Here is a 26804-nt window from a genome sequence, read left to right as displayed (position 1 = left end):
TCAGGGTATCTCGTTTGCGACTGTACCGTCCGGACGGTACAGTTGAGGCATGCGCAGGGATGAGCTTTTGGACGCGGCGGAGGAGCTCCTCTGCGACCAGGGCTCGGCCGCGCTCACCCTGGCCGCAGTGGCCGATCGGGCGGGCGTCAGCAAGGGCGGCCTGCTCTATCACTACGGCTCCAAAGAAGCCCTGATCAAGGGCATGGTGGAGCGATTGATCGAGGAATTCGACGAGCTCGTGGCCGCCCAGCCCGGAAAAATTTACACCGAGCGATATGTCGGCGCGACCATGGCCGCGGTCCGCTCGGGCAGGTTGCGACGATGGGCGGTCGTCACGGGAGCGTCGGGAAACCTTTTCCTGCTCGCACCGCTCCGGGAGGCGATGGCCCGATGGCATCGCGAGGGGCTGAGCGAGGAGCCCGACCCGCTGGGGTCGCAGATCGTACGGCTCGCGTGTGAGGGGCTCTGGGACGTGGCCAGCCATGACCCGGAGCTCAACAGCGAGGACGACCTCCAAGCCCTGGAGACCCGGCTGAAAGCGCTGCTCGGCCCCACCGCCTGATCCCAGGCCCGCATCCGACGACCCGGCCGCTTCCGGTCTGCCGCCCTCGCGCGCGGCCCGAGGCCGGCCGTCACCCGCGCGCCGCCCGAGGCCGGCCGCCACGACGCCCCCGGAAATCGCCCCAGAATCGCCTCCGGCGAGTCACCCGTGCGGCCTTCCTGCCCACACGGCCCTCACTTGCCCTCCTGAACCCCTCCAAGCCCTCCTGACCCTCCGGGCCCTGAGACCCGCGTCCTTCTGACCCCTGCGAGCCCCCGGCCAACGCCGCGTGCGCGCGCCCCGCGACGTGCGCAAATATCACCAAATCTTATGAATTTATGCGAGGTATGAACACATGACGAGCGAGCTGAGGAACGCACGCAACGGGGCGATCCTCACCTTTGTTCTTGGCGGGTTGATGGTCGGCACCATGACCGTCCGCATCCCCGCACTGGCCGACAAGCTCGGCCTGTCCGAGGCCGAGGTCGGCTCGATCCTGCTGGTGTGGGGCCTGGGCGCGCTGGTGACGATGCAGATCATGCGCCCGGTCATGGCCCGCACCGGCAGCCGCGCGATCCTGCGGGTGGGCGGCCCGCTCACCGCCCTGGGCCTGCCGGCCGTGGCGTTCGCCCCGAACCTCCCGACGCTGCTGGCGGCCGTGGCGTTCTTCGGCATGGCCTTCGGCACGGTCGACGTGGCCATGAACGCCCAGGGTTCCACGGTCGAGCAGGCGTACGGGCGCCCGCTGATGAACGGCATGCACGCGGGCTGGTGCGTGGGCGCCATCTCCGCGGGCGGCCTGGGCAGCCTGTCCATCGCCCTGGGCCTGCCGTTCGCCACCCACGTGGCGCTCGTGGGCCTGGTGTCGCTGCCGGTCATGGTCCTGATCGGCCGTACGTACCTGGCCGAGTCCCCGGCGACCCGGGCCGAGGCGGCGACGCGCCGGCGGATGCCGCCGATCGTCTACCTGCTGGGCGCGATCATGTTCTTCGCCTTCATGGTCGAGGGCACGGTCGCCGACTGGAACGGCCTCTACATGCGCGACGAGCTCGGCGCCACCGAGGCCCTGGCCGCGCTCGGCTACCCGGTCTTCGAGGCGGGCATGCTGATCGCCCGGCTCACCGGTGACCGACTGCGGGTCAGGTTCGGAGTGCGGGGCATGCTGACCGTGTCCGGGGCGGCCACGGCCGGGTTCTTCGTGGTGGTGCTGCTCGCTCCGACGGCGGGGATGGCGGTGCCGGCGATGTTCTTCGTCGGGCTCGGCGTGGCGACGATCTCGCCGCTGACGCTGTCGCTGGCGGGGACCGCGACCGACGCCCCCGGCCCGGCGATCGCCCAGGCGGGGGCCATGGGGTACGCCGGGCTGTTGCTGGGCCCGGTGGTGATCGGCTTCCTGTCGGACGCCACCTCGCTGCGCACGGCGCTGGGCATCGGGATCCTCCTCGGCGTGCTCATCGCGCTGGCCTCGCGCCTGCTCCCGGGCCGCGAGCCGGCCACGGTCACGCCGCTCCCGGTCGCGGAACCCGCGGAGATCGCGGCCTGAGCGATGGCATCATCGGGAGATGGATCTTGAGCGGAACGTGCCCTTCGACGTCCAGGCGTACGAGGCTCGGGTGAAATCCCTACCCTGCTTCATCTGCGCCGTCGTGGCGCGCCACCCCGACTACACACTGGAGCGGATCGTCTATGAGGACGACCGGCACCTCGCCTTCCTGGCCCGCTACCCCACTCTGCCCGGCTACCTCCTGGTCAGCCCCAAGCAGCACATCGAGCACGTCGTACGCGACCTCGATGAGGACGCCTACCTCGACCTCATGCGCGTGGTCAGGAAGGTGGCGCTGGCCGTGGAGTCGGTCGTGCCGTCGGAGCGCACGTACATGCTCTCGCTCGGCAGCCAGCAGGGCAACTCCCACCTGCACTGGCACATCGCCCCGCTGCCGCCGGGCACCCCGTACGACAGGCAGCAGTATCACGCGCTCATGTCCGAGAACGGCCTGATCCCCTGGACGCAGGAGCAGGCCGACGACCTGGCCGCGCGGGTCAGGCGAGCGCTGTAGGCCGGCCTGGGAGTTCCCTGTGGATTTCCCGGCCGCCCCGGCACTCCCCCGCCCGGACGGCGGCCGGCTCACAGAGCCGGGGCGACCTTCCTGATCCGGCTTCCCGCCCTCGACCAGAGGCCCGACGACCCGTGACCGCCCGCGAGCAGCACGCACCAAACTCTTGATCGTCACGAGTATCCCAGATGCGTGGGGATCACAGTTTTATAATCTCGACGCCTGGCATGTCGTCGTAGTCCGAATCCTGCGTGACGACAGGCACCCGCAAGGCGATGGCCGTAGCGGCGATCCAGCTGTCATTGATGGGCGCCTTACGTCCAGCCACGCGCAGACGGGAGACCAGCAGGGCCCATGCGTCGGAGACAGCCTCATCGATCGCGATGGGCTCGAATCGTTCGGCAAGTTGGTAAGTGGAGAGTCGTCGGGCGGATGCATCGGGATCACGAGCCTGAAGCACACCACGCCTCAGCTCACCCAACGTCACCACCGAGACGCCCCACTCATAGTCCGCGAACCGGTCGGCATCGAAGCGCTCCGCTTCTAGTCCGATGAAAACCGATGTGTCCGCCAACGCACGCCGGCGCTCTACCACGGAAGATCGTCCGTCGTCTCGGTGAGGGTTTCCCGCAACTCGTCCGCAAGGCCGGTGGTGTCCGCACCAATGCGGGTCAGCTCGATGCCGACTTCGACAGCGGAAATCCATCGGCGGCGACGAGAAAACGGGATGATCTTCGCAACCGGCCGATTGTCTCGGAGAACTTCGATCTCCTCACCGGATTCGACGCGCCGCAGCACCTCGGCGGTGTTGTTGCGCAGCTCTCGGGCTGGGATGGCTGCCATGCCACGATCGTAGTCGGCTTGCTACGATCGTAGCAAGCCGACCCAGGCGACGGCCGAGTCATAGCCACACGGATCAGGCGGGCGTTGCGGGCGGGCCTGGGAGTTCCCCGTGGACTTCCCGGTCGTCCGCGGAGGTTCCTGGTGCTGAGCCGCCATGCCGACCTGAGCGTCAGCCCGGTCCGTCGGCCATCACGCGCCCACGTCCGACAACGGCCTGCTCCCATGGACGCGGGAGCAGGCCGAGGACTTGGCTCGATGGAGAGACCGCCAGGTGAAGTCAGATCAGGTCGTCGAACTCGCCATCCTTGACGCCGCCGAAGAACGCCTGAAGTTCAGGGGCGGTGAAGGCCAGGACGGGACCGTTCGGGTTCTCACTGTCGCGGAAAAGCACCAAAGGCCCCCGGTTGGCTTTGTGAGAAGCGCCCGGCGGTGCGCCCTCGACAACTGCGACCTCCACACAGCCGTTTCCCCCGTCACTTTGCTGACTCTTACGCCAAGCAATGGCAGGGAGGTCGATTGGGTTGGTGTGCATATCCTGCGGATCCTCTTTCCCTCTACAGCCGTCTGGCCGCCTGTGAGATCAACTCTGCCGACTCATCGGGGCTTACGGCAACTGCACGTAGTTGGTCAAAGGCGACGCTATGGCGGTGAACATCACCGTCATCCTCGATCCACAGGTTACTTGTCAGGGTTTCGATGTAGACCACGTCGGGATCGTAGACCTCGGGAAAGGCCAGAATCGAGAACGGAGTAGTCGCTGCGGGATGTGCGCCGACCGCGCTTGTGAGCACCTGGATGGTCACGTTCGGCAGCTGACTCTGCTGGATCAAGAACTCGCACTGTCGCTTCATGACCTCTGGACCTCCGACCACACGATGAAGGGCCGCCTCGTCCAGCACCATCCAGATGTTGAACACGTTGTCCCGATCAAGGACCTTCTGTCGTGTCAGGCGGATCTCAACCCGGCGATCGATCTCAGTCGAGGGCGCGAACGGAGCCAAGGCCGCCTTGATGACGGCACGCGCATAGTCCTCGGTTTGCAACAGGCCGTGGATGAGACCTTGCGAGAAGCACCTGATGGAGCTCGCCTCGGACTCCAGGCTGATGTAGTTGGCATATTCGGTGGGGATCGACTCGTAGGTGTCCCACCACCCACGGCGAGTGGCCGTCCGCGCCAACTGGCGGAGCTCCTCTTGCTTGACGGCGGACGCTCCATAGAGATCAAGCAGAGCGGACAGGTCCCGCGCTTTGACACCGACCTGACAGGTTTCGATCCGGCTGACCTTACTGACGGACCAATTGAGCCGTTTGGCTGCCTGCTCTCCGGTGAAGTCGGCACGCTCGCGAAGGACACGCAGCTCCGCTGCAAGCCTGCGCCGACGGAGTGTGGGGCCTCGCTCCCCCGCCATTTCTGGGCTTCCTTCCGCTGAGTGACCTTCAGCTGAGTGACCTTCAGTGTCCCGCACGTGACAGGCGTGCGCACCAAAGTCACGGAGCAATCCGATCAGCAAATTTGCAGTTTTGCTTGTCACGGCCGCTTCGCTGAGTCATGGTGCAGTTACGCAGCGGTTATGTGACGACGGCGAAGGGCGATGAACCATCAGTTTTCGTGCCCGGTGGGGAGGGCGGATTGCGGTTGATGGCCGCGTTGCGGGGAGCTCGGTGGATCTTCACCTGGGGTCGGGGGGCGGGAGCAGTGGGCCGATGCCGGCGAGTCCGGCTTCCGGCGTATCTGGGAGGCGACGCAGTGACAAAGCAGTTCCTTGCCGAGATATGCCTTCCAGGGGTCGAGGCCTCGGTCCCGCTCATCCGGCACTTCGCGGGGCGCGTCCTCGCGGCGGCAGGGCACCACAACCTGGATGGCGTTCAGCTTGTGGTGACCGAGCTGGTGGGCAACGCCATTGTTCATACTCGTTCGGCCTGGATGGGCGGATTGGTCACCGTGGAGGTGACGGCGATCGGTGATGCGCTGGCGCGTATCGAGGTGAGCGACGAGGGGGCGGCGACCGTCCCGCGTCCCCGCCAGGCCGGCGATGGCGATTGCCACGGGCGGGGGCTGGCACTGGTGGAGCGGTTGTCGGCGCGGTGGGGCGTTCGGCCACAACCCCTCGGCACCACGGTGTGGGCCGAAGTGTTCACAACGGAAGACGACATGACGAGGGACGAGGGGGCGGGCGTTGCTCAGGGTTCGCCGGCCTGCGGGGTGGAGGTGTGATGCTGCCGCGGGGGCCGAACCGAAGGATCTGAGCACAGCAACCGGAGCGATGCCGATCGGCACGGGCGTGACCGCCGATCGCGCAGAGGCGGGCTGACGGCACCCATCCGGCCCTCTTGGGAGGCGCTGCCTGGAGCAATGAATGCGCGCAGCGCCCCCAAGCGGAAGGTCATGCTTTGGGCCTTAACCCCGCAAGCGTTACTTGCGCTTGTTGACCTCTTCGGTGAGTTGCGGGACGACCTGGTGGAGGTCGCCCACGATCCCGTAGTCGGCCAGCTCGAAGATCGGGGCCTCGGGGTCCTTGTTGATGGCCACGATCGTCTTGGCCGTCTGCATGCCGGCCCGGTGCTGGATGGCCCCCGAGATCCCGGCCGCGATGTAGAGCTGCGGTGAGACGGTCTTGCCCGTCTGGCCCACCTGGAACTGGTGCGGATACCAGCCCGCGTCCGTGGCGGCGCGGGAGGCGCCCACGGCCGCGCCCAGGGCGTCGGCGAGTCCCTCGATGACCGAGAAGTTCTCGGCCGAGCCGACCCCGCGGCCGCCCGAGACCACGATCGCGGCCTCGGTCAGCTCCGGCCGGGCGCCCTTCTCCTGCTTGACCCGCTCGACGATGCGCGCGGACTTGGCGGAGTCGGACAGCGTGACCGGCACCTCCTCCTCGGCTCCCGCGCCCGCGGCGGCCACGGGGGCGGTCGAGTTGGGGCGTACGGCGACGATCGGCGTGCCCTTGCTCACCTTCGACCGCACGTTGATGCCGCCACCGAAGATGGACTGGTCGGCCACGAAGCCCTCGCCCAGGCCCACGGCGTCGGTGATGACCCCGGAGTCCGTCTTGACGGCCAGCCGGCCGGCGACCTCCTTGCCCTCCGCCGTGGCTGCCACGAGCACGGCGGCCGGCGACTTGGCGGACACGAGCTGGGCGAGCAGCTCGGCCTTGGGCGCGACCACGTGGTCGACGATGTCGCTGGAATCGGCGACGTAGACCTTGTCGGCGCCGTATTCGGCGAGCCGGGCCTTGGCCTCGGCGGTGATGCCGGGCCCGGCCCAGACGGCCGCGGGCGTGCCGAGCGAGCGGGCCAGGGTCAGCAGCTCCAGCGTGACCTTCTTGACCTCGCCTTCGACCTGCTCGACGAGAACGAGAATCTCCGACATATCAGTACAAACTCCCGTGCTCAGATGAACTTCTTGGACGCGAGGAAGTCGGCGGCCTTCGCACCGCCGTCGCCCTCGTCCTTGACGATCGTGCCGGCCGCCCGCGGCGGCGCCGCCGCGAAGTCGACCACCGAGGACCAGGCGGCGCCCAGCCCCACGAGGTTGGCATCGATCGAGGCATCGGCGATGGCCAGCGTCTCGACCGGCTTCTTCTTGGCCGCCATGATCCCCTTGAACGACGGGTAACGCGGCTCGTTGATCTTCTCGACCACGGACACGACGGCCGGCAGCGTGGCCGACACCTTGTCGAAGCCGTAGTCGGTGATGCGCTGGATCGCGATCGAGGTGCCGTCGACCTCGACCTTGTTGGCCAGCGTGAGCTGCGGCGTGCCCAGGCGCTCGGCCAGCATGGCGGCCAGCATGCCGGTGCGCGCGTCGGTGGACTCCGAGCCCAGGATGACCAGGTCGAACCCGATCTTGTTGAGCACCTGCGCCATCGCGTACGAGGTCGACAGCGCGTCGGAGCCGTGCAGCGCGTCGTCGCTGAGGTGGACGGCCTTGTCGGCGCCCATGGCCAGCGCCTTGCGGATGGTGTCGGTGGCCTTGCCGGGGCCCATGGTGAGCACGGTCACCTCGCCCCCGTGGGCTTCCTTGAGCTTCAGTGCCTCCTCGACGGCGTATTCGTCAAGCTCGTTGACCACGCCGTCGGCGGCGTCGCGGTCGAGCGTCTTGTCATCGGACCGCAGCTTGCGCTCGGTCGCCGTGTCGGGGACCTGCTTCACGCAGACGACGATGTTCATGGCCGGTGGCCGACCTCCCGTTTCGCGTGCGCCACCGCGTCGTTGCGGTGGGCGCGGAATGCAATGCTGTCCAGACTGCCAGGTGCCCGCCGGGCCGCTGACAGAGGGTGCGCCGTGGCTTTCCCCATTATGTTACTCGTGGGTACGTTACGTGAAACCCGCTGGATTCGAAAAACACTATCGCCACCCACCATACCGAACTTCATTCTGTTAGTTCGGCCGGGGCCTCACGCCGACACCAGGAAGACGATTCCCATGACCAGTGCCGTACCCGCGAACAACACCAGCGTGAACGTGCTGAAGAACGCCGACAGCCCGAAGCACAGCCCGACCGCGCCGGCCACGCTGACCAGGTCCGTGACGAGCCGGCTGCGCCGGAAGAGCCCGCGCGAGAACAGCGCCACCCCCGCGTCGGACATCACCCCCAGCGTGTAGGCGGCCAGCAGGAAGAGCGCCACCTCCGGCAGCGGCCGGCGGGCGGCGGCCGCCAGCAGCGACACGAACAGGCCCGAGCCGATCAACCAGCGCCTGCGCACCTTCTCCCGGTGCCGGGCCCTGGACTCCTCCACCGACCTGCGATGGCGCTCGTCACCCGGCCGCCACTCCCGGGTGCTCACGTCGTCGCCGGCGGACCGGGGGCGTACAGATGCTCCGGACGCGCCGGGAGCGACCTGGCGGACGTGGGAGACCGGCGCGACGCCCAGCCGGGCGCAGATCTGCGCGGCCGTCGGCCGCGCTGCCGGATCGGTGGTCAGGCACTCCGCTAACAGCGGCGCCAGCCACTCGGGCGCGCCCTCCAGATCGGGCGCGTGGTGCACGACGCGGTAGGCGACCGCGGAGGCGGGCCCCTGCCCGTACGGCTGCCGCCCGGTCGCCGCATAAGCCAGCGTGGCCCCGAACGAGAACACGTCGGCCTCCACGCCCGCGCTCCGCCCTTCGAGCACCTCGGGGGCCAGATAGCCGGGCGTGCCCACCACCGCGCCGGAGGCCGTCACGGACAGCGTGTCGAGCGCGCTGGCGATGCCGAAGTCGATCACCACCGGCTCGCCCTCGGTCATCATCACGTTGGCCGGTTTGAGATCGCGGTGAACCACCCCGGCCTCGTGCATGGCCAGCAGCGCGTCGGCCAGGCCGGCGGCCAGCAACCGCAGGTCGGCCACCGGCACGGGCACGGCACTGAGCGGCCGGCCCTGGACGTAGCGGGTCACGAGGTAGGGCCTGGCGCCCTCCAGCGACGCGTCCAGCACCTCGGCGACGTGCGGCCCGCCGACCCTCCGCATGGTCTCCACCTCGCGCGCCAACCTGGCCAGCGCGCCGCCGTCGGCCGCGACGTGCGGGTGCAGCACCTTGACCGCGACCGTGCGCCCTTCGGCGTCCAGCGCGAGGTGCACCTCACCGAACCCGCCGGACCCGAGCCGGGAGAGTAGCTCATACGGGCCGAGGTGCTCGCTCATATCTCTTCTCTCCCCCCGAGAGCCCACGGGGACACTCAGTTCCAGGGTGTCAGGAACCCCAGCCCCAGCCCGTCCAGCAGGCTGTCGATCAGGCCGGTGATCAGACCCACCGTGCTCTGCCTGGCATCGGTGGCGAGATCGTTGATCACCGACTGCGGCGCCCGCCACGGCTCCCACGACGGGTCCTGGCCCATCGCGAAGAGCACCGCGAACAACGCCGCCGTGCCGACCAGCACGACCGCCACCAGCGCGGCGCCCGGGCTGCGCAGCACGCCGGTGAGCGTGCGGGTGACGGCCTGGCGCGGCGCACCGCCGCCGGGCAGCACGAACAGGCCCGCGGCGAAGGCGCCCGCGGCGTAGGCGGCCGCCTCGTTGACGCCCATCCCGCCCGCCCAGTGCAGCACGCCCCAGACGCAGACGCCGAACAGCAGCGCCAGCGGCACGTGCACGAGCGTCACGAGCGCGGACTTGACCAGCGCCCACGGGGTGCCGACCAGCACGAGCAGCGGATCGGCCGCGCTGCTGCCGCGCACCTGGCGGCGCTTGACCAGGTCGCCGAAGAGGTATTCGCCGATGCGCAGCACCAGCGCCAGCGCGACGGCCACCGCGCCCATCACGACCGGCATCATGACGGTCAGCGCCACCAGCGTGACCAGCAGCAACAGGCCCACGACCTGGCTGCCGAACAGGTATCTCCGGCGCTCGGCGGGCTGCGTCTGCGGGCGCGGCGCGGGCGGTGGCTGGTAGGGCCGGGGATCCTGCGGGGGCGCGGGGTAGCCCGCCACGCGCTGGTCGGTCCGCGGCAGCGGCCTGGCCGAGACCGGCGCGGGCACGTAGGGAGGCGGGCGTTCCTCGCGGTAGGGCGGCGGGCGCTCCTCCTCGCGCCGCGGCGGCGGCTCGGCCTTGCGGTAGTCGACCGGCGGCAGCAGGTCGGCGTAGGAGTCCATGGTCCGCGTCCGGTTGCCCATCCGCTTGGTGCCGGTGGGCCCTTCGAAGGACGCCTCGTTGAACGTGGTCACGCTCGGATCGAGCGTCCTGGCCAGCCGCAGCAACTCCTGGGCGCTGGGCCGGGCCTCCGGATCGACGTGGAGCGCCCGGGTGAGCCAGCCGCGCAGCCAGACGGGCGCCTTGTCGATCTGCGCCCGCCCTTCCATGATGTTGTAGCAGACCGCTTCGAACGTTCCCGTGCCGAACGGCGGCACCCCGGTCGCGGCGAAGAACACCGTCGAGGCCAGCGAGTGCACGTCGGCCGCCTGGGTGATCTCCGAGTCGCGGATGATCTCGGGCGCCAGATAGCCCGGCGTGCCGACGAACATGCCCGTCTGCGTCAGCCTGGTCGCGTTGACCAGGTGGGCGATGCCGAAGTCGATGACCAGCGGCTCGCCGTCGACCAGCATGACGTTGGACGGCTTGAAGTCGCGGTGGATGACGTCTGCCGCGTGGATGGCCACCAGCGCCTGGCAGAGCCCCTGGGTGAGCCTGATGACCTCGCGCGCCTCCAGGGTCCCCTCGGACAGGACGGTGTCCTCCAGGGTGCGGCCGGCAGCGAAACGCGTCACCACGTACGGCTGGCCGCCGACGAGCTCGGCGTCGATCACCTCGGCCACGTGCGGGCTGCGCACCCGGCGCATGGTCTCGACCTCGCGGGTCAGCCGGTCGCGTGCCTTGAGGTCGGCGGCCACGTGCGGATGCAGCACCTTGATCGCGACCTCGCGGCCCTCGTCATCGATGCCCAGATGGACGACTCCCATGCCGCCCTCGCCGATCTTCCTGACCAGCCGGTAGGGCCCGAGGCGCTCTGGTGCTTGGATGCTCATCGCCGCCTTCCCAGCATCAGCCGCCCTTCAGGTCGTCGAGCAGTTGCGTTACTCCACTGACGTCCACCGGAGTCCATACAGCCCCCCTTGGCGTGTCCCCGAACGTGCCTGCGGCCAGGATCAGCGAGAGCGCGGCACCTGCCGCAAGGACTCCCGCCATCACCATCGCCGCTGTTCTTGAGGGTACGAGCGATGAGAGCGTTCTGCGCATCTGTTTGCCAGGGCCTTCGACTCCGGGGCCCGCGCACAACGTCCACAGCGCGACCGCCGCGCCCCATGCCAGGGCGTTGGCGGGGCCCATCTTGGCGACCACCGCGAGCAGCAGCGTCACCGGCAGGCCCAGGATGAGCGCGTAGAGCACGAGGGCGAGCGTGATGCCGACGGACTTGGCCAGTGCCCGCGGCACGGCGAGCACCCTGATCACGTCGAGCGCCGCCGCGCCCGCCGCCCTGCGCGACGCGAGCTGGGGCTGGGCCAGGTCGGCCGCGCGCAGCAGGATCGCGACCGGGAGCGCCACGACCGCCACCAGCACGGGCGCGTAGACGGCCGCCACGATCATGATGATCAGCAGCATGCCGCCGGCCACCCCGTACGCCTTGGAGCGCTGCAACATCCTGCCCGGCGGGACGGACGGGATGTACGGCTCTCGCTTGGTCACCGGGTCCTGCGGGTATTGCGGCTGCGCCGGGATGTAGGGCGGCGGCTGCGCCGGGCTCGGGCCGCGCCTGTAGTCGGGCCCCTCGGGGCCGGACATCTGGCCCGGGTCGCGCCTGCCGAATTCCGCCGAGTCGGGGCGCACCCGCCTGGTGGGCAGGTCAGTCTCGGAGGCCGGGCGGCCGTGGTTGTTGGGCGGCGGCCCCTGCTGCTGCCACGGCTGCGACGGCGCCGAGGCCTCGCGCTGGATCTGCCGCAACTCCTCCGGCGACACCCGGCGGGTCGGCCACGGGTCGGCCTGGTTGGGCAGGAGCGAGATGTAGGGCTGGTCCGGTGGCGGTGCCGCGGCCTGCTGCTGCTCCTGGCTTTCCAGCAGCCGCTTCGGCGTCACCGGCGGCGTGGACATGTCGTAGGAGGGCCGGTCGGCCGCCCGCGGCGGCTGCGCCGCGAAGTCACCGGACTGCGGGTGACCGGGCGGGGCCCCGAAGTCACCCGGCTGCTGGCGACCGGGCGGGGTGCCGAAGCCACCCGGTTGCGAGTGACCGGGCGGGGTGCCGAGGTCGCCAGGCTGCTGGTGGGCGGCCGGGGCCGCGAAGTCGCCCGACTGGTGGGCGGCCGGGGCCGTGGGCTCGCCGGGCTGCTGGTGGGCAGGCGGGGCGCCGAGGTCGATGCGCTGCCGGAAGGGCGGCGAAGTCCCGCGGTCCACCGGCCGCGGCTCGGGGCGCGGCACGGTCGAGATCTCGTCCGGCCGGCCGCTCGGCGGCGGCATGGGCAGCATCCTGGCGGTCTGCTCGGCCAGCTCGGCCGCCTTCGGACGCTTGTTCGGATTGCGCTGGAAGGCCGCCTTGAGCAGCGGCTGCAACGTCGCCGGAGCGGCGCTGACGTCGGCCTTGCCCGCGGTGATGTTGTAGAAGATCATCTCCAGCGTGCCCTTGCCGAAGGGCGGCTGGCCGGTGGACGCGAACAGCAGCGTGCCCGCCCAGGCGTGGATGTCCACCTCGGGGCCGGCCTCCCGCCCCTCGATGATCTCGGGCGCGAGGTAGCCCGGCGTGCCGATGAACATGCCGGTCTGCGTCAGTCTGGTCGCGTCGACCGCCTGCGCGATGCCGAAGTCGATCAGGACGGGCTCGCCGTCGAGGATCAGCACGTTGCCCGGCTTGAGGTCGCGGTGGATCACGCCCACCGAGTGCACCACGGCCAGCGCCTCGGCCACCCCGTGCGCGACCCTGACCAGCGCGGGCAGGTCGAGCGGCCCGTCGTCCTTGACGATCTCGTCCAGCCCGCGGCCCGGGACGTAGCGGGTGACGATGTACGGACGATGACCCGTCACATCGGCGTCGAGCACCTCGGCGATGAATTTGCTCCGCACCCGGCGCATCGTCTCGACCTCACGCGAGAGCCGTCGCCTGGCGACCTCGTCACCTGCGACCTCCGCGCGCAGGACCTTGACGGCCACCTGCCGCCCCTGCGGGTCGACGGCCAGGTGGACAACACCCATTCCGCCTTCACCGAGCCGCCTGAGCAGCCGGTAAGGGCCTAGTCGGTCATCGTTCATGGCATGAAGCACCATACCGGCTTAATCCCCGCCCACGAGATGAACCATGAGGCCACATTCCCACTCGTACAACGTCCAGAAAGGGGCCATCGGTTTCCCATCCAACGGTCTCGAATCGGCTTCAGTTTTCCGTCGAGGCGCCCGGCAGGCCGTCAACCGGCCAGGGAAAGCACCTCTGCACTCTTCAGACCCGCGAGCGCGGCCCCTGATACGGCGAGCTTCGATCCGCGTATGCCACTTCCGATCACCACGCGCGCGTGCTCGGCCACGTGCGTGTCCACCAGGACCGGCCAGTCGCCCGGCAGGCCCAGCGGGGTGATGCCGCCGTATTCCATGCCGGTCAGCTCCACCGCGTCGGCCATCGAGGCGAAGCTCGCCTTGCGGGCGTCGAGGTGCTTGCGCACCACGCCGTTCACGTCCACCCGCATCGTCGCGAGCACCATGCACGCCGCGTAACGCGTCTCGCCGCCCCGCTTGGCCGCCACGACCACGCAGTTGGCCGACTCGTCGAGCCGTACGCCGTAGCGCTCGCAGAACGCCGCCGTGTCGGCCAGCTCCGGGTCGATCTCGGCCACCTCGGCACCCGCGATGTCCGGCACCACCAGGGCCACCGGATCAGCCAGCAGGTCGGTCCGCTCGGTCGCGGGCACCCAGTGCAACGTCATCCCATCTCCTCGATCGCTCCTCCCAGGACCCTAGCGCCGGCCTGGAGGGGGCGGTGTCACGGGGATTGCAACACTCGCTGGTGCAACTGCGTGACGGCGGCACGGGCGGACTCCATGGCCCCGGCCTGCCAAGCGATCAGATGGGTGAGCCAGTCGCCCGCGAAGTAAACCCTTCCGGCGGGGCGTTGCAGAAGAGTGAAGGACGAATCAAAGTCCGGCCAGCGCACCCAGCCTCCCTGGATGTGCTCCTGCCGCTCCCAGGCGATGGAGACGCTGGAGAGGAGGTTCTGGCGGTACTTCTCACCGTGGATCTTCTTGCCCTGGGTGAGCGCCCTCCTCCTTCTGTCCTCCGGGGTGAGGGCGCCGTACAGCTCGGCTTCGCGTTCGGAGTTGTAGTAGCCGACGACGAGGCCGCGTTCGGAGTGGTAGCCGTGGGAGGGATACCAGATGTGGGTGATGTCCAGGTCCGTCTCGGTGACGCCGCCGTAGATGCGATCCTCCAGCTCCCACCAGCGCCTGGAGTACTCCAGGCCGATCTTGCCGGCGGCCACCGGGACCGGGGTGGCGAGCGCGGAGGTGATCTGGGCGCCGAGGTTGTGCGGGATCTTGGCGAGGACGTGCGGCGGGAGGGCGGCGACGCAGTAGTCGGCCTTGAGGCTGCCGCCGTTCCAGACGACCTCCACGCCGTCCGCCATCGACGTGATCTTGGTGACCTTGGTGCCCGTTCTGATGCGGTCCTGGCCCACCGCCTCGGTGAGCCTGGTGACGATCGCGTCCATGCCGCCGACCGGCTGGAACATCGGGGAGGCCTGGTCGTAGCCGAAGTCGTTGGTGATGGAGTGGCCGGTGCCGGCGGCGAGGATCTGGTGCAGGGTGCCGGGGGGCGGGATGGGGGTGCCGGTGTCGAGTGCCGGAAATTTCGTGAAACCGCGCCGAGTGGAGTCGGTGTAGTCCAGCTTGGGGCCGAGGTCGCCGAACCTCTTGAGGAACTCGAGCAGGCGCTCCTGATCGTTCTTGGTGACGACCTTGTCCAGGGCGCCGAGGTTGGTGGCCTTGGCGAGTAATTCGGCGACGGATCCGTACAGGTCGGCTCGGGCGGTGCGCGCCCGGACGGTCCGGCCGTTGGTGTGCACGTACGCGGAGGCGTTGTTGTTGACGAACGTCTCGATGGGGATGCCCAGTTCGCGGCAGTAGTCGAGGGTCACCATCCACTGGGCGATCCGGCCGGGGCCCGCGTTGAAGTACATGCCCTCGCCGAACTTCACGTCCTGCGCGGGGCCGTTCAGCTCCGCCAGGCGGTCGCCGCCGCGCAGCGTCAGGTTCCGGCCGCCCGCCTTGCTCCTGGCCTCGAGGATCGTGCAGTCGTAGCCGGCCTTGCCGAGCTCGTACGCGGCCGTCAGCCCGGCCACGCCCGCGCCGAGGATCACCACCGAGGCCGCGCCCTTGCCGCGCAGGGTGAAGTCGCCCGGCCTGGGGGCCACGAACTCCTTGTTCTGCTCGGCCGGCGCCAGGCCGAGGGCGCCCATGGCGGCGTACATGGCGCCCGCGCCACCCACCGCCCCGATCCCGACGAGCAGTCCCCGCCGGGTCAGTGCCGCGCCTTCCACGTCCAACCGCTCCCTACCGCCAGTCCTCGGCCCGCCCCGCGGCGAGCCGCTCTCCGCCTTGCTCCGCTTCGTCTCGCCGCCCGCGAGCTCTCAGCCGTAGGGGCCGCTGCCGCAGGCGATCTGTCCGCCGATGGTGGCGAAGACGCCGAACAGGGCCATGATCTGGGTGAAGTCGTCCGTGGTGAACTCCGTGTGGCGCGACCCCACCGCCTTCACGCCGGGGATGAGTGACACGGCCGCGGCGATGGCGGTCGAGTTCCACTCCACCCCAAGCGTGTACGGCGCCGCCACCTCATAGGGTGTGAAGTCGCTCAACCGGCGGAGGCCGCGCGCGGTGGCCTCACGGATGCGTTCCTGGGCGACGCTGGGCGGCAGCAACTCGGCCGAGAACTTGTCGATCCCCTTCTTCACCGCGACCGTCTCGACGTCGCCGAGCAGCTCGCGCGCCTCTTCGCCGACGGCCTCGTCCCCGGTCACCACCACGACCGGCACCCCGTGGAACCCGGCGCACGCGGCGACGAGCCGGGTCTCGCCGCACAGGTCGCCGTTGAGGTAGACGTTCTGGATCTCCTTGCCCATCCAGGTGTGGTTGAGGACGCCGTGCGGCACGCCCGCCCGCGCGTGGTATCCCACGAAACAGGCGGCCTGGAACGACCCGTCCAGCCCCTGCGCCATCCGCTGCGCCTTGCCCGGGCCCCGGATGAGGCTGGCCCGGGGGTCGAGCAGGTCGATCCGGAGGTTCTTGGTGGACCCGTGGGCGTCGTTGACCAGCACGCCGGTCGCCCCGGCGGCGAAGGCGCCCTCGACGGCGGCGTTGGCGTCGGCGGTCATCAGCTCGCAACCACGCTCGTAGCCGCGCTTACCGGCGTGCATCTCCTCGGGGTCGGTCAACCCCGTCACGCCCTCCATGTCCACCGACAGATAAACCTTCACGCACCCTCCTCAACCAACGCGAACCCGCCGGCCACCCGCCACGCCGTGCCGCCGGGCTCCAGGCCCCCACGCGATCGGAGCCCGGCTCCGGCCTCCGACCCGCACCGCTGAGGGCAACCATAGGGGACCCCCACGACGCTCGCGCCCGGACCCGCTCCGACCGGCCGGCCCGGGCTCGGCCCCGCCGTGTCCGGGCCGTGCGGGTTCGACCCGCCGGTCAGAGGGCTCGTGGCCATCGACCCAGGACTCGCCGCCCGCAGCCGGGCGCCGGGCGGTCAGAGGCCCCATGTCTCCACCCGGCGTATCTCGTCCGGCGTCATGTAGCCGACGTTGGCGGTGATGAACGCGTTCGCCTGGTCACGCCACCGCGGCGGGATCTCGTCGATGGCCGGGGGGTAGCAGTGGTCGAGCCAGCTCGTGGACTCCTCCGTGGCGTCGAAGTAGTCGAGGGCCTTGGCGAACAGCGTGTGTTCGATGTCGGGGATGCGCGCCAGCCCGTACTCGACCATCTCCTGGCCGCCGTAGGGCGGCCTCTCCAGCCACTTCTGGGCGGGCTTGCTCTTGGCGGTGAGGGGTGTGTCGAGCGGGCGGCGTTCGACGGCGGCCTGGATGAGCTCCTTGTACAGGCACTTGCCGCAGACGCGGCACGGGCCGTCGGTGCCGCGCAGGCACCATCGCACCTGGTCCTTGAGGCCGGACTCCAGCGCCAGGCGCATGGTGACCGCCTCGCTCACGCCGCCCACGGGGAGCACGATGTGCACGCCCACGGCGGCGAACAACCTGCCCCACGCGCCGTGCGCCGCCCACATCCGGTTGTCGGGCGTGAAGTGGCCCAGGTAGCGGTCACCGCCCAGCCAGCGTGAACCGAGTTCATAGCCGAATCCCAGGGCACCGAGGTTCAGCCGGTCGGCGAGGAGTAACGCGCCCGCCGCCACCGCGTGGTGCTCGGGGTAGCCGGGGCGGGGCTCGGCCAGGGTGAACTCCAAGTCCGACGTGACCATGGCCAGCTCGCGCCCGGTCTGCGCGGCGAGCTCGGCCAGCACGTCGGAGCGGTAGTGCGTCCAGCGGTTGGGGATGCGCGGGTGGGCCACGCGACGGAAGTGCACGAACGGCGCCTCCGCGTACATGGTGGCCGCCGCCACGGAGTCCGCGCCGCCGCTGTACGAGATCGCGAGCGTGCTCCCCGCCGGCCGCGGCTCCGCTCCCACCGGGCCCGCCTCGATGCCCCAGCCGTCATGGAGGGCCTGGGCGAGTCCAGGGGATATGGCGCGGTCGAACGTGATCTGCTTCCTGGTCCACGGCGCCACGATCGTCCAGGCGGCGAGGGCGAACAGGTCCGGATGGGCGTCGGCCGGGGTGCCGCCGATGGAGCAGGAGTTCGTGGCCAGCTTGACGGGATAGTCGTCGCTGGCCTTTCCGGTGATCTCGTCTTCCGGATCGAGCCGGAAACTCAGCTCCATACCGGTGGCGCCGGTCGTACCGCTCCAGGTCACACGCACGACTACTGGCCTTCCGTCCCAGCGGGCTCAGCGGCCCCGGCGGTGGGCGCAGCGGCGGCCCCAGCGGTGGCCGCGTGGTGGCGGGAGCGCAGGTCGTCGATGGCCTGCCAGACGAGGACCTCGTTCTGCAGCACGCCGTCGAGGGCCTTGGCCGTCTCCTGGGCGAGCCTGCGGGCATCGTCGATCTTGGCCTTGTCGGCAACCTGCGGGCGGGCGGTCCTGAGTCGTTCGACCTCGCTCTGGAGGGTCGCCATCTCGCGCCGGAGGGTCCTGACTTCCCAGAGCGCGTCCCTGATGTCCTGACGGTGATCGGCTATCGAGATGTAACGGGAGTCGAACCACGTACGTACGGCCTTCCGGAGCCGGACAGGGACCAGGACGCGCATCATGAAACGCCACCATAGTGGCAAACCAGCATGCAAAAGGACGGCCTCACCGAATGGGTTGGTGTTGTGCGCCCGGTTTGTCAGGATCCGTCCGAAGAGTTAGTAAAGTTCGGCGGCGCCGGGCGTGACGAAGGGCAGGTCGATGATCGAATCGGCGAAAGATCCCGCACATTCCGTGCACGGCTGCTAACGTTCCGCGACATGCCCACCGCCGTTCATGACGCCTTGAACGCCCTGTTTCGGAACCGGCCGGCGCTCGCCGTCGAGCTTCTGAGAGACGTCTTCGACATCGATCTCCCGGCGGACACACTGGTCGAGGTCAACCCCGGCGACTTGAGTGACCTCCCCGTGCTCGAACACGAGATCCACCCGTTCCTCTCCGTCGGGCCCTCGCACGGCGTCATCGTCGAGCTGCAGCGGGCCCTGCGCGAGGAGGAGCGGCAGATCTGGGGGCGGCGGGCCGCCGGGCTCTGGCTCCGGCTGAACCGGCCCGTGCTGCTGCTCGTCCTCGCCCCCGACCCGCGGGTCGCCGCCTGGGCCGCGCAGCCGGTCGTCACCAGCCTGCCGGGGTACGTGCTGCACCCGCTGGTCGTCGGCCCCGACCGGATCGCGATCCTCTCGGACCCGTCCGAGGCCGCCGACTGCCTGGAACTGGCGGTCATGTCCGTCATGGCGCACGGAGAAGATCGGGAGGTCGTCGAGACGTTCCTGTCGGCGCTGTCCAAGGTCGACGAGGACCACGGCGCCCAATATCACGAATACGCCTATTGCCTGTCGTCAGCCGACGTCCGGCAGGTCATGGAGGAGATCATGTCGTCCGCCACGTGGCCGGTCTACAGCCCGTTCGCCCGCGAGCACTTCACGAAGGGCCGTGCCGCCGGGCTGTCAGAGGGCAAGGCCCGGGCCGTGCTCACCGTGCTCAGGGCGCGGGGCGTGGCCATCACCGACGAGGCCCTCACGGCCATCACGTCGTGCACGGACCAGGAGCGGCTGGACCAGTGGGCGCACCGGGCGGCCACCGCGCTGACCGTCGGCGAGCTCTTCGACTAGCGACCCGGCGGCCCAGCGTTCACTCTTCGGGCGACGGGCCGCTGTTGGAGCGCGCGTCCGGGCTTCGGGCGGCGGGCCGCTATTCGCCGGTGAACTTGGGCTTGGACTTGTCCATGAAGGCCCGCATGCCGATCCTGGCGTCCTCCGTGGCGAAGAGGCCGGAGAACTGCAGGCGCTCGATCTCCAGGCCGGTGTCCAGGTCCGCCTCCAGGCCCCGGTCCACGGCCTGCTTGGCGGCGCGCAGGGCGACCGCCGGGCCGCCGACGAAAGTGGCGGCCCATTCCAGGGCGGCCGTGTAGACCTGCTCGTCGGGGACCACCCGGTCCACCAGGCCCAGCTCCAGCGCCTCGGCGGCGGGGACGTGGCGGCCCGTGAAGATCAGGTCCTTGGCCCGCGCCGGGCCGATCAGGCGCGGCAGGCGCTGGCTGCCGCCCGCGCCGGGGATGAGGCCGAGCAGGATCTCCGGCTGGCCCAGCTTGGCCGACTCCCCCGCGACCCTGAAGTCGGCGCAGAGGGCGAGCTCGCAGCCGCCGCCCAGGGCGTATCCGGTGATGGCGGCGATGACCGGCTTGCCGATCTGGGCGACCGTGGTGAAGCAGCCCTGCAGCGCACGGGAATGGGTGGACATGTCGGAGTAGGACATGTCGGCCATCTCTTTGATGTCCACGCCCGCCGCGAAGACCTTCTTCCCGCCGTAGAGGATGACGGCCTGCACCTGGCTGTCGGCGTCCACCAAGCGGGCCGCCTCGTCGAGCTCTCGCTGGACCTGGCCGTTGAGGGCGTTCATCTTCGGACGGTCAAGACGGATCGTGGCGATCTGGTCGGCCACCTCGACGCTCACAAACTCACCCATGGCTCGAACCTAACAGAGCCGGGGCTCATGATCCCGTCTCGTCACCGGGCGGCGGCGGCCCTCACCTCGTCCACGCCCTTTTTGCTGCGTGACACCCGGACCAGCGCCGCGGACAGGCGGGCCAGGTCGTCGTTGGACCCGGCCAGCTCGGCCAGCGGGCGTTCCTGGCGCGGCAGGCCGAGCTTGCCCGCGCCTTCCAGCACCCGCTTGTCCAGATGGGGAGCGACCTGCGGCCACACGGCCTGGACCTCGCGCAGGAAGATGTCCGCGCCGGTCGGGCCGATGCCGGGGAACTCCGTCAGCAGTGACGCGATCCGCCGCGGATCGCCCTCGGCGTCGTCCCGCAGGCGGCGCAGGTCGCCCTTCCAGCGGTCGATGAGCAGCTCGGCCCCCCGACCGAGCATCGTCGAGGTGCGCTCGTCGTAGCGGCGGTAGTGCCCGCGGCCCAGCGCGTCCACCCGGTCCTGCCAGCTCGCGTCGCGCATGCCCGCCGGGGTGCCGTACCCGGCCGCGAACAGCTCCCGCGCGGCCGCCACCGCGATCTCCGCGGAGATGCGCGCGCTGAGCAGCATGGCCAGCACGAGGAGCTGGTAGAGCGGCTTGGGCCGGTCCGCGAGCTTGATCTCGGCCTCCCGGGCATAGGTACGGCCGAAGCGATCGAGCAGCGCATCCATGACCGCTTTGTCGTTTTTGCCGGTTTTCCCCATGGCTGCCCGCTACCCGGCGTCGACGGGCGCATGCCCGGGTTTGGGACCTGGGCCGTAGGGGAGGCGGAGGGTCTTCGTGGCAAAGGAGCTCATCGTGCTGACTCTCACTGACAACGCCGTTGTCGCGATCAGGGATCTGATGGTCGGGGAGGACGTCCCCGCCGAGGCGGGCCTGCGGATCGCCCCGAAGGTCGATGAAGCGGGTACGCTCGAGCTCTTCCTGGCCAGGGTGCCGGAGGAGGGCGACCAGGTCGTCGAGAAGGAGGACGTACGGGTGTTCGTCGCCGAGGACGCCGTGCCGATCCTCGACGACAAGGCGCTGGACGCCCACCCGGGCATCCCGGGACAGCCGACGTTCCGCCTGGACCGGCGGGCCTGAGGCACCGGCCGACCCGAGAACACCGCCGGGGCCCGGGACTTCCGGACCGAAGAGTCCGGGCTCCGCCCCCATCCGGGCCCGGATTCATGTCACGATGACGACGCGTCCGATTCAGGGAGTGTCCCATGTGTGACGATCCGCTGCTTCCCGACAGCGTGGCCCGTGCGCTCTCCGACTACCGTTCGCTACGCGACGCGCATGACGTCCGCTGGGGCGAGCCGCCCCTGGGATACGTCGTCCAGGCCTGGGCCACCGTGTTCCTCGACAACCGCCACAACTACTGGAAGCACGCCCTGCGGCAACTCACCGAACGGTTCCCCGGCCTGCCCCCCGCCGAGCTGGAGGGCCACCTCGCCGAGATCGACCCCGACCGGGTCGTGCGTGACGCGCTGGACGGCGACGTACCGGACAACCTGCCCGCCCTGCGCCTCACCCCCGAAGGCTGCGCGCTGGCGGCCGTGCCGCGGGTCGTGCTGACCGACGGGCTCCTCCGCACGGCGTTGCTGCTGGACTCCAGCAGGGACGAGGCGGTCACGGTCGTGGTGGACGGGACGGCGTACGAGGTGCCCGCGGGCGGTGCCAAGGTGGTGGAGGTGACGCGGGAGGTCAGCGTCGCAGGCCGGGCGGTCGATCTGTCCCCGCTGGCCAGGAGGGCCGAGGCGGCCACGCTCAGGGTGCGGGCGGGGTTCCCGTGCCGGTGGAGCGTGACGGGAGCGAACGGCCAGGGCTGGTATCCCGAGGGCGCCCCGCCCAAGGTGGACGGGCACCGCAGGCCGTACTTCCACGGCGACGACCTGGTGCTGGCCGTGCCCGCGGAGCCGATCACGGTGACGGTCGGCCGGGGGATGGAGTACACCTCGGCGGAGGTCGCGCTGACGCCGGAGGCGGGCGCGGAGGCGCTGGTCGAGCTGGCACCCGAGCGGCTCTACGACGCGGCCGCCCGCGGCTGGTACGGCGGTGACCTGCACGTCCACCTCAACTGGATGGGCGAGGAGCCCGCCGCTCCCGCGCTGGCCGCCGCCGCGCAACACGGCGAGGACCTGCACGTGCTCAACCTCGTGGCGGGCAACGTCGCGAGCGGGCGCGTCTACGACGTGGAGGCGCTGGCGCACTGGGCGGGCGAGGACCTGCCCTGGTCGGACGGCCGTCACCTGGCCAGGCTGGGCGTGGAGTACCGCAACGACGTCGTCGGGCACCTCACCGCGTTCGGCCTGCGGGAGCCGCCGGGCCGCTACCACACGGGCTTCCTGGACACGGCCGACTGGCCGCCCAACGCGGTGGCCTGCGAGGAGTTGCGGGCCCTCGGCGCGGTGACGAGTTACGGGCATCCGTTCCACGTGCCGTTCGCCGACGACGACGGGCCGGACGTGGTGCTCGACCGCGGGCGGGACTGCTCGGCCAGGGAGATCGTCGCCGACGCCGCACTGGGCCTGATCGACACCCTCGACGTGCTCAACCACTCCTCGATCACCGCCACCGCCGCCGTCTACCGCCGCCTGATCGGCGCGGGCAACAGGCTCGCGGTCACCGCCGGCACCGACGCGGTGCTGTCCTTCTGCCGCCGCGGCACCGCCTCCAGTCCCCCCGGCTGGGAACGCGTGTACGCCAACGTCGCCGGCCCGCTCACCGCCGAGTCCTACGCCGAGGCGATCCTGCTCGGCCGCACGTTCGCCACCACGGGCCCGTGGCTGGAGCTCACCGTGAACGGCCACGGCCCCGGCGACACCCTGCAGCTGGCCCCGGGGCAGCGGATGGAGATCGTGGTCTCGTCGATCGGCCCCGAGGTCGAGACCCTGGAGATCCGCACCGCGGAGGGCGTCCTGGCGCAGGGCCCGCCGGGGCGGCTCACCGCGTCGCTGGTGGCCGGCGAGCCCACCTACGTGGTCGCCGTCGCCTCCGGCGGCCCTCACCCGCGCTCCTTCCACCGCTCCGGCGCCTACGCCCACACCAGCCCGGTATACGTGAACGTCGCGGGCTCCCCCGTGGCCAGGGAGGCGGACGTACGGTGGTGCCTGGCCTGGCTGGACCGGCTGGAGGTGCTGTTGCGGGAGCTGGGCACGTTCGAGACCGCCGAGCAGCTCGCCGATCATCTGGACCTTTATGAGCGGGCCAGGGCCGTCTACCGCAAACGACTCCCCTAGCGGGCCGCGTTCCAGGCCCGGTTCTCCCGGCGCTGAATGCCGGCCGGTCCCGCCCGGTTCCCGGGGTCAGGACCGGCCGGGAGGTCAGGGGTGGAAGTCTTTCAGGCCCTCGGGCAGGCCCCGTTGCACGGCCTGGACGATCTCCTGGTGCAGGCGCGGGCCGGGATCGGCGGTCAGGCCCAGCGGGCTGCCCTCGATCTCGTACCACTCGTCGGCCTCGAAATACTGGATACGGACGGTCGCCCGCCCGCCGGCGATCTCGGTGCGTACGGTCACCTCGCCGGTGATGACGCCCACCTCATCGGTCATGACCCCGCCGGGCCCGGCGACGGCGTGGCTCTCGTAGCGGCTGGTGCCGTCGCCCGGCAGGCGTTCAACCACCGTCGGCCACGTCACAGGTCGAGATCATGTCCGCCAGCGCGTCCCGCTCGGGCTCGGTGACGGTCAGCTCGTAGCGGGACTTGACGTCGATCCACGCCCTGCTGTACGTGCACCAGTAGCTCCGCCGCGGCGGCCGCCACTGGTCGGGCGACTGGTCGCCCTTGGACCGGTTCGAGGCGGCCGAGACCGCGATGAGCTGCGGCGCGTCCAGGTCGTTGGCGAACCGCCTGCGCTGCGCGTCGGTCCAGGCGTCGGCGCCCGAACGCCAGGCCTGGGCCAGCGGGACCATGTGGTCGATGTCGAGGTCGGAGCCGCTGGTGAAGGCCCTGCCGTCGTACTCGCTGAACCAGGCCCCGGAGACCGCGCGGCACCTCTCGTCCTGCTTGACGTCCACGCCGTCGCGGGCCAGCACCACCTCACGGGTGTCACACTCCTGGCCCTGCTGGGTCCAGTGCGGGAAGCGGGCGCGGCTGTAGCCCCGCATCGGGCGCGGGTCGGCCACGGTGAGCTCCGTCAGCCGCTGGTAGGCGGCCAGCGGGGAGAGCGGGGTCGGGAGTTCGGTGGGGGCCGCGACCGACGTGGCCGGCGCCAGCACGACGAAGGACGCGGCGGCGGCGGTCGCAACCGCCGCGGATTGCCATGATCGCAATGAGAGCATGGGCAACGACTAACAACGAAGATCACTCCGAGTAGCCGCGCCCACGACCCGTTGTCACTTCGAGTGACAATCTTGGAGCGGGTGTTACGAGGTGCCGGAGAGGCGCTCGACGCCGCGCAGCAGCGCGGAGTGGTCCAGCCCGCCGTCGCCGGCGGCGTTCGCCGCCGCGACGAGCTGGGCGACCAGCGCGCCCAGCGGCAGCACGACGCCGGCCTCGCGGGCCGCCGACGTGACGATGCCCATGTCCTTGTGGTGCAGCTCGATGCGGAAGCCCGGCTCGAAGGAGTGGTTCAGCATGTTGGCGCGCTTCTGCGTCAGCACGGCCGAGCCTGCCAGGCCGCCGCCGAGCACCTCCAGCGCGGCCTCCAGGTCCACCCCGTAGGCCCGCAGGAACACCACGGCCTCGGCCAGCGCCTCGATGTTGGCGGCCACGATGAGCTGGTTGGCCGCCTTGACCGTCTGGCCGGCGCCGCTCGGCCCCACGTGCACGACCGTCCTGCCCACCGCGTCGAAGATCGGCCTGGCGGCCTCGAAGTCGTCGCTCCCGCCGCCCACCATGATCGACAGGGCGGCGTTCCTGGCACCCGCCTCGCCGCCGGAGACCGGGGCGTCGAGGTGGCGCAGGCCGTGCTTGGCGGCCTCCTCCGCCAGCTCGCGGGTGACGTCGGGGCGGATCGAGGAGAAGTCGATGATCAGCGTGCCGGGCGCGGCGTGCGCGAACACCCCGGCGTCGCCGGTCAGCACGTCACGCACATCCGGGGAGTCCGGGACCATGAGCGCCACCACCTCGGCCCCCCGCACCGCCTCGGCGATCGAGCCGGCCACCCGGCCACCGGCCTCGGCCAGCGGCCTGGCCTTGGCCGGCGAGCGGTTGTAGCCGGTCACGCTGTGTCCTGCCTTGACCAGGTGCACGGCCATGGGGCTGCCCATGATGCCGAGGCCGATGAAGGCGATGCTGGTCACGATGATCCTCCCGAGTCCGCGGCCCGCTGCTCGCGGGGCAGCCAGGCGAACGCGGCCGGGCCCTCGGAGCGGTATTCAAGGCTGATATATCCGTCATATCCGGCTGCGTGGATGTCGTCGATCCACTGGCGGAGCGGCAGCGCGCCCTCCCCCGGCGCGCCCCTGCCGGGGGCGTCGGCGATCTGTACGTGGGCGACGCGCGCGGCGTGCCGCCCGATGACGGACGGCACGTCGTCTCCGTTGGTCGCCAGGTGGTAGAAGTCGGCCAGCAGCCCCAGGTTGGGCACGTCGCCCAGCCGGTCGAGCACGGCCACGGCGTCGTCGGCCGTCAGCAGCGGGTAGCGGGGCGCGCCGCTGACCGGCTCCAGCAGCACGGTCCCCGCCACCCCCCGGGCACAGGCCGTCAGCGACTCGGCGGCCAGCTCGTCCTGCTCCTTGGCCTCGACCCCGTCGACGCGGTTGCCGTAGAGGGCGTTGAAGGCCCGGCAGCCGAGCCGCTCGCCGATGGCCGCCACCACGGGGATGTTGTCACGCAGCTCCTGTGCCCGCGCGGGCCACGACACCAGGCCGCGGTCGCCGGCCGGCATGTCGCCGGCGAAGAAGTTGAGCCCGGTCAACCGGACCCCGGCGTCCTGGACGGCGCGTACGAACGCGTCCACCTCCCGGTCGGCGGGCACCGCGACCGGCCACGGCCACCAGAACTCCACCGCCGTGAACCCGTCGGCCGCCGCCGCGGCGGGGCGCTCCAGCAGCGGCAGGTCGGTGTAGAGGATCGAGCAGTTGACGGTCCACCTGGTGGTCACGTGTGCGCCTCTTCTGTCTGTTCGCGGCGTAGTTGGCCGACCAGGCGGCCCTGGGCCTGGTCGAGATGGTGGGTGAGGCGCTGCTGCGCCCGCTCCGGGTCGCCGTCGCCGATCGCCTTGAGGATGTCGTCGTGCTCGTGCACCACGTTCATCGGGTGGGTGGTGCGGTGGGCCTGGAACTGGCCCATCGTGAGATGCACCTCCCCGAGGATCACCTCGTGCATGCGTGACAGGCGGCGGCTGCCCACGGCGGCGACCAGCGCGGAGTGGAAGGCGATGTCGGCCTCCACCTGGTTGGCGAACGCCATGTCGGTGGCCGCCGCCTTCATCGCCGCCTGGGCGCGCACGGCGGCGGCCGGCACGGTGGCCGTGCGGGCCAGCACCGCGACCGCGGCCCGCTCGACGGTCTCGCGGCTGAAGTAGAGGTCGCGGATCTCGCCCTCGTCCAGCTTGGGCACGACGGCGGTCTTGTGCGTGGTGCGGCGCAGCAGTCCGAGCGCCGTGAGCCGTTCGAGACAGGCTTTGGCGGTGGGACGCGCCACGCTGTATTCGTTGGCGATGCGGATCTCGGTGAGCTTCTCCCCGGGGGCGATCTCACCGTTGACGATGCGCTTGCGGACCGACTCGTAGAGCGCTTCCGTCAGGGATGACGGTCCGAGGGAAAAACTGGGCTGGCCGTCCACAGAACTCCTCC

The 26804-nt window shown here is 70.5% G+C and carries 28 protein-coding genes; 7 read left to right on the top strand and 21 right to left on the bottom strand.

The window, feature by feature from the left end; all coding sequences use genetic code 11:
• Positions 1–49 precede the first annotated feature (49 nt).
• From ABGB18_RS16765 to ABGB18_RS16755, 3 genes are all read left to right on the top strand, one after another.
• Positions 50–562, top strand: coding sequence for a TetR/AcrR family transcriptional regulator (locus ABGB18_RS16765; RefSeq protein ID WP_347696424.1), 513 nt, complete (start codon positions 50–52; stop codon positions 560–562).
• A gap of 334 nt (positions 563–896) precedes the next feature.
• On the top strand, positions 897–2084 hold the full coding sequence (locus ABGB18_RS16760) for an MFS transporter (protein ID WP_347696423.1): 1188 nt from the start codon (positions 897–899) through the stop codon (positions 2082–2084).
• 19 nt (positions 2085–2103) lie between these two features.
• Positions 2104–2598: an HIT family protein gene (locus ABGB18_RS16755; protein WP_347696422.1), complete on the top strand. Its 495-nt coding sequence runs from the start codon at positions 2104–2106 to the stop codon at positions 2596–2598.
• A gap of 196 nt (positions 2599–2794) precedes the next feature.
• Here ABGB18_RS16755 and ABGB18_RS16750 read toward each other — a convergent pair whose 3' ends face one another.
• The 4 genes from ABGB18_RS16750 to ABGB18_RS16735 form a co-directional block, all read right to left on the bottom strand.
• Positions 2795–3190, bottom strand: coding sequence for a type II toxin-antitoxin system VapC family toxin (locus ABGB18_RS16750; protein ID WP_347696421.1), 396 nt, complete (start codon positions 3188–3190; stop codon positions 2795–2797).
• On the bottom strand, positions 3184–3438 hold the full coding sequence (locus tag ABGB18_RS16745) for a type II toxin-antitoxin system prevent-host-death family antitoxin (protein ID WP_347696420.1): 255 nt from the start codon (positions 3436–3438) through the stop codon (positions 3184–3186). The genes ABGB18_RS16750 and ABGB18_RS16745 overlap by 7 nt, the downstream gene beginning before the upstream one ends.
• A 277-nt stretch (positions 3439–3715) precedes the next feature.
• On the bottom strand, positions 3716–3970 hold the full coding sequence (locus tag ABGB18_RS16740) for a DUF397 domain-containing protein (protein WP_347696419.1): 255 nt from the start codon (positions 3968–3970) through the stop codon (positions 3716–3718).
• Between the two features lie 22 nt (positions 3971–3992).
• Positions 3993–4847, bottom strand: a complete 855-nt coding sequence (locus ABGB18_RS16735) for a helix-turn-helix transcriptional regulator (protein WP_347696418.1) — start codon at positions 4845–4847, stop codon at positions 3993–3995.
• Between the two features lie 338 nt (positions 4848–5185).
• Here ABGB18_RS16735 and ABGB18_RS16730 point away from each other — a divergent pair, with 338 nt between their 5' ends.
• Entirely contained in the window at positions 5186–5653 is a 468-nt protein-coding gene (locus ABGB18_RS16730; protein ID WP_347696417.1) for an ATP-binding protein, read from the top strand.
• A gap of 198 nt (positions 5654–5851) precedes the next feature.
• Here ABGB18_RS16730 and ABGB18_RS16725 read toward each other — a convergent pair whose 3' ends face one another.
• From ABGB18_RS16725 to ABGB18_RS16680, 10 genes are all read right to left on the bottom strand, one after another.
• The gene (locus ABGB18_RS16725; protein WP_347696416.1) at positions 5852–6805 is read right to left on the bottom strand and encodes an electron transfer flavoprotein subunit alpha/FixB family protein; all 954 of its coding nucleotides are present in this window, start codon (positions 6803–6805) and stop codon (positions 5852–5854) included.
• 20 nt (positions 6806–6825) lie between these two features.
• The gene (locus ABGB18_RS16720) at positions 6826–7605 is read right to left on the bottom strand and encodes an electron transfer flavoprotein subunit beta/FixA family protein (RefSeq protein WP_347696415.1); all 780 of its coding nucleotides are present in this window, start codon (positions 7603–7605) and stop codon (positions 6826–6828) included.
• Between the two features lie 227 nt (positions 7606–7832).
• Positions 7833–9059 (bottom strand): serine/threonine-protein kinase, encoded by a 1227-nt coding sequence (locus ABGB18_RS16715; protein WP_347696414.1) that lies wholly within the window; start codon positions 9057–9059, stop codon positions 7833–7835.
• Between the two features lie 35 nt (positions 9060–9094).
• Positions 9095–10876 carry a serine/threonine-protein kinase gene (locus ABGB18_RS16710; RefSeq protein WP_347696413.1) on the bottom strand — a complete coding sequence of 594 codons (1782 nt, stop codon included), beginning with the start codon at positions 10874–10876 and terminating at the stop codon, positions 9095–9097.
• A gap of 16 nt (positions 10877–10892) precedes the next feature.
• Positions 10893–13085, bottom strand: coding sequence for a protein kinase (locus ABGB18_RS16705; RefSeq protein WP_347696412.1), 2193 nt, complete (start codon positions 13083–13085; stop codon positions 10893–10895).
• 152 nt (positions 13086–13237) lie between these two features.
• The gene (locus ABGB18_RS16700) at positions 13238–13750 is read right to left on the bottom strand and encodes a YbaK/EbsC family protein (protein WP_347696411.1); all 513 of its coding nucleotides are present in this window, start codon (positions 13748–13750) and stop codon (positions 13238–13240) included.
• A 56-nt stretch (positions 13751–13806) separates the two neighbouring features.
• Positions 13807–15357 carry an FAD-dependent oxidoreductase gene (locus ABGB18_RS16695; protein ID WP_347696410.1) on the bottom strand — a complete coding sequence of 517 codons (1551 nt, stop codon included), beginning with the start codon at positions 15355–15357 and terminating at the stop codon, positions 13807–13809.
• 90 nt (positions 15358–15447) lie between these two features.
• Positions 15448–16290: a M55 family metallopeptidase gene (locus tag ABGB18_RS16690; RefSeq protein WP_347696409.1), complete on the bottom strand. Its 843-nt coding sequence runs from the start codon at positions 16288–16290 to the stop codon at positions 15448–15450.
• Between the two features lie 275 nt (positions 16291–16565).
• Positions 16566–17789 carry a DUF6395 domain-containing protein gene (locus tag ABGB18_RS16685; RefSeq protein ID WP_347696408.1) on the bottom strand — a complete coding sequence of 408 codons (1224 nt, stop codon included), beginning with the start codon at positions 17787–17789 and terminating at the stop codon, positions 16566–16568.
• Positions 17790–17791: 2 nt separating this feature from the next.
• The gene (locus ABGB18_RS16680) at positions 17792–18178 is read right to left on the bottom strand and encodes a hypothetical protein (RefSeq protein WP_347696407.1); all 387 of its coding nucleotides are present in this window, start codon (positions 18176–18178) and stop codon (positions 17792–17794) included.
• 198 nt (positions 18179–18376) lie between these two features.
• Between ABGB18_RS16680 and ABGB18_RS16675 the strand changes: the two genes are divergently transcribed.
• Positions 18377–19225: a hypothetical protein gene (locus ABGB18_RS16675; RefSeq protein ID WP_347696406.1), complete on the top strand. Its 849-nt coding sequence runs from the start codon at positions 18377–18379 to the stop codon at positions 19223–19225.
• 79 nt (positions 19226–19304) lie between these two features.
• Here ABGB18_RS16675 and ABGB18_RS16670 read toward each other — a convergent pair whose 3' ends face one another.
• Positions 19305–20078 carry an enoyl-CoA hydratase-related protein gene (locus ABGB18_RS16670; protein WP_347696405.1) on the bottom strand — a complete coding sequence of 258 codons (774 nt, stop codon included), beginning with the start codon at positions 20076–20078 and terminating at the stop codon, positions 19305–19307.
• A gap of 41 nt (positions 20079–20119) precedes the next feature.
• Positions 20120–20752, bottom strand: a complete 633-nt coding sequence (locus ABGB18_RS16665) for an endonuclease (protein WP_347696404.1) — start codon at positions 20750–20752, stop codon at positions 20120–20122.
• Positions 20753–20879: 127 nt separating this feature from the next.
• Here ABGB18_RS16665 and ABGB18_RS16660 point away from each other — a divergent pair, with 127 nt between their 5' ends.
• Positions 20880–21164 carry a Fe-S cluster assembly protein HesB gene (locus tag ABGB18_RS16660; RefSeq protein ID WP_347696403.1) on the top strand — a complete coding sequence of 95 codons (285 nt, stop codon included), beginning with the start codon at positions 20880–20882 and terminating at the stop codon, positions 21162–21164.
• Between the two features lie 125 nt (positions 21165–21289).
• Positions 21290–23305 carry a CehA/McbA family metallohydrolase gene (locus ABGB18_RS16655; RefSeq protein ID WP_347696402.1) on the top strand — a complete coding sequence of 672 codons (2016 nt, stop codon included), beginning with the start codon at positions 21290–21292 and terminating at the stop codon, positions 23303–23305.
• An 84-nt stretch (positions 23306–23389) separates the two neighbouring features.
• Here the strand turns inward: ABGB18_RS16655 and ABGB18_RS16650 are convergent, their stop codons facing one another.
• From ABGB18_RS16650 to ABGB18_RS16630, 5 genes are all read right to left on the bottom strand, one after another.
• Positions 23390–23701, bottom strand: coding sequence for a hypothetical protein (locus ABGB18_RS16650; protein ID WP_347696401.1), 312 nt, complete (start codon positions 23699–23701; stop codon positions 23390–23392).
• The gene (locus tag ABGB18_RS16645) at positions 23679–24344 is read right to left on the bottom strand and encodes an HNH endonuclease family protein (protein WP_347696400.1); all 666 of its coding nucleotides are present in this window, start codon (positions 24342–24344) and stop codon (positions 23679–23681) included. The genes ABGB18_RS16650 and ABGB18_RS16645 overlap by 23 nt, the downstream gene beginning before the upstream one ends.
• An 84-nt stretch (positions 24345–24428) precedes the next feature.
• Positions 24429–25307, bottom strand: coding sequence for a 2-hydroxy-3-oxopropionate reductase (locus tag ABGB18_RS16640; RefSeq protein ID WP_347696399.1), 879 nt, complete (start codon positions 25305–25307; stop codon positions 24429–24431).
• Positions 25304–26110 (bottom strand): TIM barrel protein, encoded by an 807-nt coding sequence (locus tag ABGB18_RS16635; RefSeq protein WP_347696398.1) that lies wholly within the window; start codon positions 26108–26110, stop codon positions 25304–25306. The genes ABGB18_RS16640 and ABGB18_RS16635 overlap by 4 nt, the downstream gene beginning before the upstream one ends.
• The gene (locus ABGB18_RS16630) at positions 26107–26793 is read right to left on the bottom strand and encodes a GntR family transcriptional regulator (RefSeq protein WP_347696397.1); all 687 of its coding nucleotides are present in this window, start codon (positions 26791–26793) and stop codon (positions 26107–26109) included. The genes ABGB18_RS16635 and ABGB18_RS16630 overlap by 4 nt, the downstream gene beginning before the upstream one ends.
• Positions 26794–26804: the final 11 nt, after the last annotated feature.

This window comes from Nonomuraea sp. B12E4 (assembly GCF_039871825.1).
GTDB lineage: Bacteria > Actinomycetota > Actinomycetes > Streptosporangiales > Streptosporangiaceae > Nonomuraea.
The sequence above is the reverse complement of the archived record's forward strand: the minus strand, read 5'-3'. Positions and strand labels throughout refer to the sequence as shown.